6 protein-coding genes are annotated in these 9,416 nt (G+C 59.8%); 1 reads left to right on the forward strand and 5 read right to left on the reverse strand.

Annotated features, from left to right (window positions below):
- Positions 1–371 precede the first annotated feature (371 nt).
- The 5 genes from NKI39_RS33760 to NKI39_RS33780 all read right to left on the reverse strand — a co-directional run bounded on the left by NKI39_RS33760 (position 372) and on the right by NKI39_RS33780 (position 7,297).
- A complete protein-coding gene (locus NKI39_RS33760) occupies positions 372–1,247 on the reverse strand; it encodes a hypothetical protein (RefSeq protein WP_352837423.1) in 876 nt (291 codons plus the stop codon).
- 427 nt (positions 1,248–1,674) lie between these two features.
- Positions 1,675–2,937, reverse strand: coding sequence for an NAD(P)-binding domain-containing protein (locus NKI39_RS33765; protein ID WP_352837426.1), 1,263 nt, complete (start codon positions 2,935–2,937; stop codon positions 1,675–1,677).
- 122 nt (positions 2,938–3,059) lie between these two features.
- Positions 3,060–4,349 (reverse strand): GNAT family N-acetyltransferase, encoded by a 1,290-nt coding sequence (locus tag NKI39_RS33770; RefSeq protein WP_352837429.1) that lies wholly within the window; start codon positions 4,347–4,349, stop codon positions 3,060–3,062.
- A gap of 138 nt (positions 4,350–4,487) precedes the next feature.
- Positions 4,488–5,240, reverse strand: a complete 753-nt coding sequence (locus tag NKI39_RS33775) for a class I SAM-dependent methyltransferase (protein WP_352837432.1) — start codon at positions 5,238–5,240, stop codon at positions 4,488–4,490.
- 71 nt (positions 5,241–5,311) lie between these two features.
- A complete protein-coding gene (locus NKI39_RS33780) occupies positions 5,312–7,297 on the reverse strand; it encodes a polysaccharide biosynthesis/export family protein (RefSeq protein WP_352837435.1) in 1,986 nt (661 codons plus the stop codon).
- 526 nt (positions 7,298–7,823) lie between these two features.
- Here NKI39_RS33780 and NKI39_RS33785 point away from each other — a divergent pair.
- Positions 7,824–8,981: an IS110 family RNA-guided transposase gene (locus NKI39_RS33785; protein ID WP_352837438.1), complete on the forward strand. Its 1,158-nt coding sequence runs from the start codon at positions 7,824–7,826 to the stop codon at positions 8,979–8,981.
- The last annotated feature ends 435 nt before the right edge of the window (positions 8,982–9,416 follow it).

The raw sequence follows: 9,416 nt of genomic DNA on the forward strand, positions 1-9,416 counted from the left end.
CTCGACCTGTTCACGCCAGCCGAATGCGCAAACTACTTTAAGGCCGCAGGATATGAACCGGATTAAACAGGACGTGCTCTAGACGGAGCTTTCTGGGTTCGCCGGACGCAAGTCTTTGATTTGGCGATCTGAGTCCCTGTCCGGCTGTGTCGCTGTGGGGTGTAGGTAGCGGCGAGGATGTCGCGGGCCTTCTTCTGGATAAGAGTAGGCCGGGTTATGATGCTGAAGGGGCATTCCCGCCCACTACTTGGGTGGTCGGCCGGGCCGTTTGAGGGTTGGCGGCACCGGAGGGGTGGAGTGGCACACCGGCGTCACGCCCGTGGCGGCCGACAGGCCCATCAACTCCACGGCGGCAGATGGCACGCAGACGGTCAGCACTTCAGCCCGGATTGTTCTTTCCGGCAGATTGAAATGGGTGTTGTTTTGGCGCGGCGGCGGATGAGGCGGCGCAGCGCTTCTTTCGCGCCTCTTGCTGTCTCCAGCAGGGCCGGACCTGGATCGTCCCAGCGCCAGTAGGCGTTGTGAATCCGGTGACGCGGTGGATAGTAGCAGCCGGCGCCAAGGAACCGCGCCGAGACGAAATCCCTGAATTCGTCGCGCCAGACGTGGGTCGGATCAAGCTCTAAGGGTGGGTATGGCTGCCCGGCGGCATCGCAATAGCCGACATGACAGAGATTGATGCCACAGAGGGCCGAGATCTCCACCTGCCCATCGACACGGCCAACAGTTGGCTCGACAAACCGAAAGCCGCCGTCACGCTGGTCGCGCTTGTACTCCATGCTGGCGAAGCCGTTTGTCAAACCGATTGATCGAAAAAAGCGGATTGTAAGATCCTCCAGTTCCTCGGCGACTTCCGGCGCCGCCCAACAACTAGCGGTGAGGCCGATTTGAGGTGGCCAGGAACGGCCCTTGCGGCCGGTAAAGGCGACCGAAGCACCCGGGCGCAGGTAGCACAGGCAAAAGTAGATGGAATCATTCGACCCCTCGATCCACTCCTGAACAATCACCTCCCCCACCGCGCCCAACACTTGCTCGCAGAGCAACCGAGCGTCGGCTTGGGTCCCGATGCGATAGGCCTTCTTAAAAGAGCCGTCATACGCCGGGGAACGGCTGTTTGGCTTCACGCAAAATGGAGGCCGAAGGTCACGCAGGCCGTTCAGGTCACTTTGGTTTTGGACCAAGAGAGTTCTTGGCACCGGAAACCCACCGCGCTGGGCCAGACGAAAAAACGGTTCCTTCAGAGTCAAGTCGACGAGCAATCCGTGGAGTGGGAGTTGGAAGCCGAACCAGGGAGCTACACGGTCACGGTGCCGCGACACAGCCAATAGTGGGCGGTCATCGGCAAATATTATTATGCCTCCATGAGGCATTCCTTCTCCTAGTCGAATTAATTCCTCTACAAACTCTTCGTCGTTAAATGTGGCAACGGTAACTCGTCTGGCATATCGCGATATAGCTGCCACATCATATTTTGTGTCAACGATTACAATCGGCCGAAGCCCCGCGTGAGCCAAGCTGCGTACAGCGGACAGGCCGTTTATTCCTCCTCCTAATACTAAGGGCGTGGGTGCGCCGCCGGCTGCTAGAGCGTGCTGCCGCAGATTTCTCACCTGACCAAGCATGATAGCCCCAATCCTAGCGAGTGGCTTCCCTCGGTTGGTTCAAGTTGAGTGTTCACAGGTATTTCCGGGCTGAAGATGTCGACACAGGGGGGCGGCGCTGCCCCGCACTCGTGCGAGGGGATTCTCGCCACGGCCTAGGCCGCAGACTCGCCAGTTGCTTTGATATCGTGCGAGAGGTGAAGTCGGTGCCAAAGACGAAACGCATGACTGGTCCAAACGTGGCAGTCGACACATGCCCGATGAAATACAGTCCCGGGATGGACGACTCGAAGTTTGCGGACAGCCTCGGAGTTCTTCCGACAAGACGCAGCTGTTCGACAATTGCAGAGCTTAAGAAAGGAAAACGACGCACGTCGGCCTTGTATCCGGTCGCCGCGATTACATGGTCTGCCTCTACGATTTGAGTGTTACCGTCTATGGAGAGCAATCTTACTTGTACTCCGTGCTCTGATGTTCTCACCTCCTGCGGGGAGCGTCCCATAAGCAAAGGAACAGTTTCTGCCCGATGTTTCATCGGCTCGCCTCCCGACGGAGATGGAAACGTTTCTGCCATTTCAAGCCGATAGGACTCGGGGAAATATCGGAATAGCCAAGGCAAGTCTGCGCACAATCGATGCTTCCAACCCGGGCCAATTCCAGAAATGGGGCGTGCCAGACGGCGTATCACTGGGTGCGAGCCCGAGCCCCCCCATCGGCCACTGTAAATGATGGCTGGCTTGCGCGAGATAAGCTGAACGGTTACCCGCGCTTCGTTCAAAAGCACCGCTATATCTATTGCGGATGCTCCGCTTCCGAGTACCGCGACACGCTGCCCCTGGAATCTCTCGAGGTCGTGAACATCAGCGGCATGCGACAGCTTATCGCTGGGCAGAGCGGAGAACAGCTCCGGGATATGGCGGAAATAGGTCAGGCCTGTTGCGATCACCACCTTGCGCGTCCTGAAGGATAATCCGCTCTTCATGCGAAGATCGAATCCTTCTGGAGCCGGAATCAAGGAAACGAGTTCCTCGTCTTCGACATCCGGCACGCAGCATCTTTGGAACGCCACCCCGTAGGCGGAAAACGTCTCCAGCGGAATTGGGAGATCCAAATGGTCGTAGGGACTGCCGTGCTCGATGCAGAATTGCCTAAGAGTAAAAGCCTGCTCGGGATCAGAAAGGTTTGATGCGAACCCAGCCGATTTGAGTAGCATGCCTTTCGGCATCTTGCTCTTCCAGCTCTCCATCGGGCTGCCGATTATCCGGTAATCAACGCCCAGCCCGCGCAAGTGCGCTGCTAGCGACAGTCCATACGGGCCAGCACCGACAACGATCACGTCGCATGATCTAGACAAATCGCACCTCCCGTTGGTCCTCGCCTGCCGAAGGGCCGAAACCGCCTACCGATTGTCCAAGAACCTGCCCGCCATCGTTGGTACAGAGTTCTTTAATCGGCGCTTCAAGCCGCAGCCTCTTTCATTTTCGTAGCAATCATCGCTAGCACCCGCTTGGCACCGCGCAGCTTTGCCTCGATGCGGCGCTCTGGACTGTCTCTGCCTATTGCAATCCACTTCATGGGATGCTCCGCATTGGCCAGGTGGGACTTGTGCCCGGAGAAGCCTGCGAGAAAATCGTAGCCGCACTCCCCGCGTCTGATACTGTCCTCAATAGCCAGAACATGGCTGATAAGCCCGGGCTTGAGCCGGCCGTCCCGCTCATACAGAAAGCCGCTTTGATAGTTAAGAACACGGCCGTCATGCACGAAATTGTACAAGACCCCAATTGTCTGGTCCCCGGCCAACGTCCGTGAGATGCGGACGGACCCCGTGGAAACTCCTCGCTTAATGAGCTCCTCGTGAAACCGACGGAAGCTCGGATTGGCAAAGGATCCCTTGCGTCCCCAACGCGCCTGATGAAGGTCGGCAAGCAAATCAAATGCGGCGAGTGCCTCCGATGTCGTTTCCATATTCCGGCACTCAATGGGGCCGCGCTCCGCATATAACCGAATGGCCCGGCTCACCGCTTGGCGAGTATTGCGGCCCAAAGTTGCGCGGAAATTCCCGCCTTTCTGGCGGACTTCAGCAAAATCAATCCACCGCGCCGTATCGTCCGCTCTCACCTCGGTAAGGAGCCCAGCCCTGCCTGCGGTGCGACAAGCGGCCAACTCGAAGTCCGGATCAATTCCGGAGAGCACCAGTTGATCAGAGCGGCGCAAGTGAAGCGTCAAGGCCTCGATGCATGCCACCCGAGTGGCATCGGCCAGGGATCGCTCCGCAAGAATATCGTTGTACTCGATGAACAATCGATCGAATCGAACATCTCCGGTTTCATTGAGCAGCCAACGCGCCCGCGCATGCCGCCCGAAACTCCACGCCCTCCGCCGGCAAATAATCGCCAACCCAACGATCCTGCTTGGCGTCCGAGCGACCAGAACAAGTGGTTGCGCGCCCCCCGGCAGATGCCGCAGCCAAGTTCCGATCCAGAGCCAGGACAGATAGAATGAGTGAGTTGCTCGCGCTTCGAGCTCTTTCCAAGCGGTCTCGAGTGTCGCGATGTCCGGCAAGGCCGCCACTGTAACGTCGATGACTGTATCCTCGCGCATGGCTTGTTCTACTGAAGCGACACGATAGTGTTCCGCACCAATGGCTGAGACATCGAGAGATCCTGACGTACAGCCATCTTCCTGAAACTTTGCGCATTGCGGCGGGAATGCCAGGAGTATCCTCGCTGCGCGCTGCTGTTCGTCCATGAAGCACTCGGGGGTTGTCCCATTTGGAGAAGTTTCGTATCGCCAGCGTGGGAAGTGAAGACCCTATTCCTGACTACTCACGGCGGGCTAGCCTACGCCAAGTTCCGAACTCCTGAGCGGAGGCGGAATAAACGCGATCTAGTGTTCCGGCCGCCGGAAGACGAATTGCCATGCCCAAGGCATGATGCCCAGCCGACTATGAAACTGAGCGGCCCAGCGCAGGGCCTTGGGAATAGCGTCTGCCCGATAGTTGAAGTCCCGGGCCAACACCGTCGAGAAGCCTGCCGCGGCGGCGGCTTTCTTCACATGCCGCATCGTAATGATGAAGAAGTGAGCCTTCTCGAAGTCCCATCCCGTCGGTGTCAGCCTCCAGTAAATCGGCTGAAGCTTCCGGGGCACGAAACCAAAGAACGGCAGGCGACTGTGGGATTCGATCGGGAAATACGGATTGGGGATCTGCCCGACCAGGATCCCGCCCGGAGCCAACACCCGGTAGATCTCCGTCATGCTTGCGTCGTGCAGGGCCGGCTTGAGGTGCTCGAAAACGTTCGCCAGGGCGACGCAGTCAAAGCTTTCATTCACGAAGGGCAGGGAGTGGGCGACGCCCGGGAGCATCTCCAGGCCGGCTTCGGACCGCGTCGGGCGCTCAAGATCCGGTTCGATGCCCTGCCAGCTCAGCGCGGTCGCGGCGGCGTAGCGGTCGGTCAGTTCCCCATTTTGGCACCCGACATCCAGCGCGTTGCCGGTGCAGAAGTGGACGTGTTCGTCGATGAGGCGGCTCAGGCTGCCGGCGAGGTGGTGGTTTCGCGCTTCCCACTCTTCTTCCGATTGCAGAACACCCCGGCCGTGGAGGGCATCCCCCTTCTGTTTCGTCCCGATGAGCTTATCCATTCAACCAATCTCCTTCCGGGCATCAATTGGGACCGATCCTCTTCTCCGCCATCACGCGGGAAGGCTCGACATCAAGGCTCGACATCGTTTGGATTGGACGCGGCCGGCAAGCTCCCGCCGGCCAGCGACGAGGTCGGGACTGGCGAACCGGCCGGCTCTCTTGGCTCGCTTTCGCCCACGATGATGTTGATGAGGTCGCCGGGTTGCAACAGGGTCATCCCAACGGACTCGATACTGACCGGCCCGGCTGTCGATTGCCGCACGATTTGATAGGTTACGCTGTTCACGTCCTTCGCAAACTGGGCGCGGGTCACCGGCAACGTGTACAGGACACCTTCGCTGACGTTCAACTCGCGCACATTGGCCGCGATCTGGCTCTCCGTGGTCTCGATCTCGACCTCCAGATCGTTCCTGAGGTCGGCGCGGATTCGCAACACCTCAGACTCCAGCGAAGCGAGGCGCTGCTTGACGCTCGAGTACTGGTTGAGGGCGTCCCGCCGACGCTGTTCCGCGTCGGACAACTCACTCTGGATCTGATCCATCACCGTCTTGCTGAGAACTTTGCGGTCCACGAGAGTGCGCATGCTGTTTACGCGCTCCTGGCGCAGTTTGACCAGTTCGTTGAGCGACTCCATGCGCCCATAAGCGACAACATCCTGCTTGGCCGCCTCCAGCGCACGCACGGTCGCGCGCTCACGGTCCTTGCGGGCCGTGGCGAGGGCCCTGCGCCGGTCGCTCTGCTCGTTGATGAGGTTGGCAGCTTCGGTCGCGCCGGCCAACTCCAGCAACTGGCGCGGGATAGTGGGTGCCGTACCGTCGCGCTCGGCCTTCAGCACCGCCGTTCGCGCGAGCAATTTCAACATGGCATCAATCGCCCCGCTCCGCTTCTCGGTCTCACGCACAGCTTCGATCTTCTGCCACGGCTCGCTCTCGGCCCGGTTGAGTCCGCCGGCCAGCGCGATCGCGTGGAGGATCGTCATGCCGGCCGCGTACTTGAACGAGCCTGGATTCTTCACCGGCCCCAGCACGTAAATTGGCGGGCGTTCCAACGGCAGGATATTGACCAGCCCCTTGCGCCCCAGCAATTGATTAAAGGTTTCCACTAGGTCGGCTTGCACCTGTTGCGTCGACCGATTGGCGACCGGAATGGAGCCAAGCAAGGGCACGGAAATCGTCCCGTCCTCTTGGACAATATATTCGCCGCTCAGTTCCGGACGCTGCAGGATGCCGTGCAAGGCCGAGGACGCGCCCCCCCACTTATCTTCCTCGATTTCGACGCGCTCGTAGAACACGACCTTGAGGCGGTCGCCGACGCCGAACAGGGCTCTGGTTGCCACGCCTGGCGCCTTGCTGAGGGTTTTCCGGCTCTCGGCACTGGTGGGGACGGCAGGGACGACGGTCCGCTCGACCGACGCCGTGGCCGATGCATCCGGTCCTGTGCTGAGGGTTTTGGGGGGCTCGGCATTGGGGACCGCAGGGACTGCGCTCCGTTCGACCGACGCCACCGTCGACGCATCCGGTCCCGACACGAGCGCGCGGGAGGGTTCGGCAGTGGCGTGGACCGGTTGTTCTTGCCAGTTATCGATGGCAGCAGACACCTTCTGCACCGCGGCTCCGGAGACATACTCAACCTTCTGCAGCACGGTTTCGGAGACGTCCTCGACGTTCCGCACCAAGGTTTCGGAGACATCCTGGACCTTACGCTCCACGGTTTTAGAGACGTCCTCAACGTTCCGCACCACGACTCCGGAGGCATCCTCAACCGTCTGTGCCACGGCTCCGGAGGCATCCTCAACCGTCTGTGCCACGGCTCCGGAGACATCCTCGACCTTCTGCATCACGGCTCCGGAGACATCCTTGACCTGTGCCACGGCTCTGGAAACAACCTCTATTGCCGCTAAGTTTTTTATTGCCGCTAAGTTTTTGGCCGCGGCCCCTCCCAGGGCGGCGACCCCGGAAAGCCCGAAGACAAGCAGGGCGGCCTTCAACTCCCTGCGGTGGGCCGCCTGTGACGAGGGAGTGACGGGGTCGGAATTGAATTTTGTATCCACGGCCATGGCGTGTGGCTTTCACTTTCAATGGTGGCCAGCCCGTCCCGACCTGGCGAGCATCGGTCGACGAGGAAGGCTCTGCCTTATCGTGACCCTTCACCGGCAGCGGCACAACTATCCCTTTGTAGGCACTCCTTCCGGATAAACAGCCCCTCGGGTGAACTCGTCCAATGAGCAGATTGCTGCGCTGAAGGAGACCCTCTTTGATGGCAAACGGGACAAAGGCGATCGGACGCAACGAGAGCGGGAAATATTGGTCCGACGCAGCGTCTCGACCCCCTGCGGCCCCAACATGCATTCGCAGAATGGCTGGGCCGTCTCCAACTTCGTCATCCAGCCCTGGAGAACGAGCTGATCACGATCTCCGGCTCCTATTCGCAAAATTCAATCATTCTGCTACGCCGATGACTTGATCGTAAGCGCGAATTTCCCCGCACCTTTTGCTGTTGAGTGCTCTGATGCATGAGAAGCTATGCGGGGGAGCGGCGAGGTGGCACCATCGTCGTACGATCAACCCGAAGGATAGACTATCATGTCCAAAGTCGACGATCTCAGCCGATCAATCACTGTATTGGATCAAGCTCGCACTGTGCTCGTCGTTGTAGAAATGAGTCAGAATAACTGGCTGGTGGCCGGAATGCTTCCCGGCGTTCAGCGACACCCCCTCAAGAAACTCGATGCCGATCCCAATGCATTGCTCGGTTTGATCGCGCGTTGGCGATCGGAGGCGGAGGCTGCGGGCATGCCGATAGACCGGGTCGCGCTGGCCTTCGAGGCTGGGCGAGACGGCTTCTGGCTGGCCCGGTGGCTGCAGACGCGAGGCATAGACGCTCACGTCATCCATTCAACCAGCGTCGCCGTGAACCGTGAACACCGACGGGCGAAAACCGACAGGCTAGACACGGCCATGCTGATGCGCGTGTTCCTGGGTTGGCTACGTGGCGAGCGTGGCCACTGCCGCATGGTGGCGATCCCATCACTGGCGGAAGAGGATGCCAAGCGGCCGAGCCGCGAGCGGGAGAACCTGGTCAGCGAGAAAACGCGGATAGTCAATCGCATGAAAGGGGCGCTGGCTCGGCTCGGCATCCGTGGCTTCAAGCCCGAGCTTCGCCGGGCGCCGAAGAAATTGCCGGACCTGCGCACTTCGGAAGGACAGCCGCTTCCGCCGAATATGCTGGAAGAGATGCGGCGCGACATGGCTCGGCTTGCGGTGGTGCGCGATCAGATCACGACGATTGAAAAAGCCAGAATTGCCCAGCTTGAGCAGGCGCCCGCGTCGGGGTATAATGCAATGGTTGTGCTATTGGCGCGCGTGATTGGTGTCGGGATTGAGACAGCCGACATGCTGGTCCACGAGGTGCTTAGCCGCAACCTCAGAGACCGGCGCGCGGTGGCGCGTTACGCCGGTCTGACAGGCTCCCCCGACGAGAGCGGATCTAAACGACGCGAAAAGGGGTTGGCCAAGGCAGGCAACGCCCGGGTGCGACGCGGGCTGATCCAATTGGCCTGGCGCTTCCTGAGATTCCAAAAGAATAGCGAACTGACGCAATGGTTCCAGGCACGAGCGGCACAGGGCGCCCGCAAGACGACGATGATCGTGGCGCTCGCACGCAAGTTACTCATCGCGCTCTGGCGATTGGTTACCGTCGGCGAAATCCCGATGGGCGTCACATTGCGCCCGATGAACTGAACACACTGCAGGGCGCCTGACGGATCAACCGCCGTAATGACGCCCGCGCGTATCGATTCGAGGTGGCGGTGTCCCGATGGACACCATGGCGTTATTTGCCGTCATGAGAATGGGCCCGCCGCCTCGGAGCCTTGCTGCTGAAGCCAATGACTGCTTCATGGTCCGGGTCTTTTGCAGACCCACCGAATACAAGGTTGCGGCGTAATGCGATGCGCCCAAAGGCAGGCTCCCCTCGAATTTGATGCTCGCGGACCAATGCACAAGGCAGTGACCAACCGTTCTGTTATGGCTATCCTGACCGCTTTACCGCGAAATCAGTGAAGGCCCCTTGACAACGAAATCCCCATACAAGGTGTCCACCAAAATAGGTGGACACCTTGTGATGGAAGAAGATGAGCAGAAACTGCGGGTGAGGCTTGTCGGTCGGGACGGGCG

Origin of the sequence: Mesorhizobium sp. M0664 (assembly GCF_040320565.1) — a bacterium.
In the GTDB taxonomy this organism is placed as follows: domain Bacteria; phylum Pseudomonadota; class Alphaproteobacteria; order Rhizobiales; family Rhizobiaceae; genus Mesorhizobium.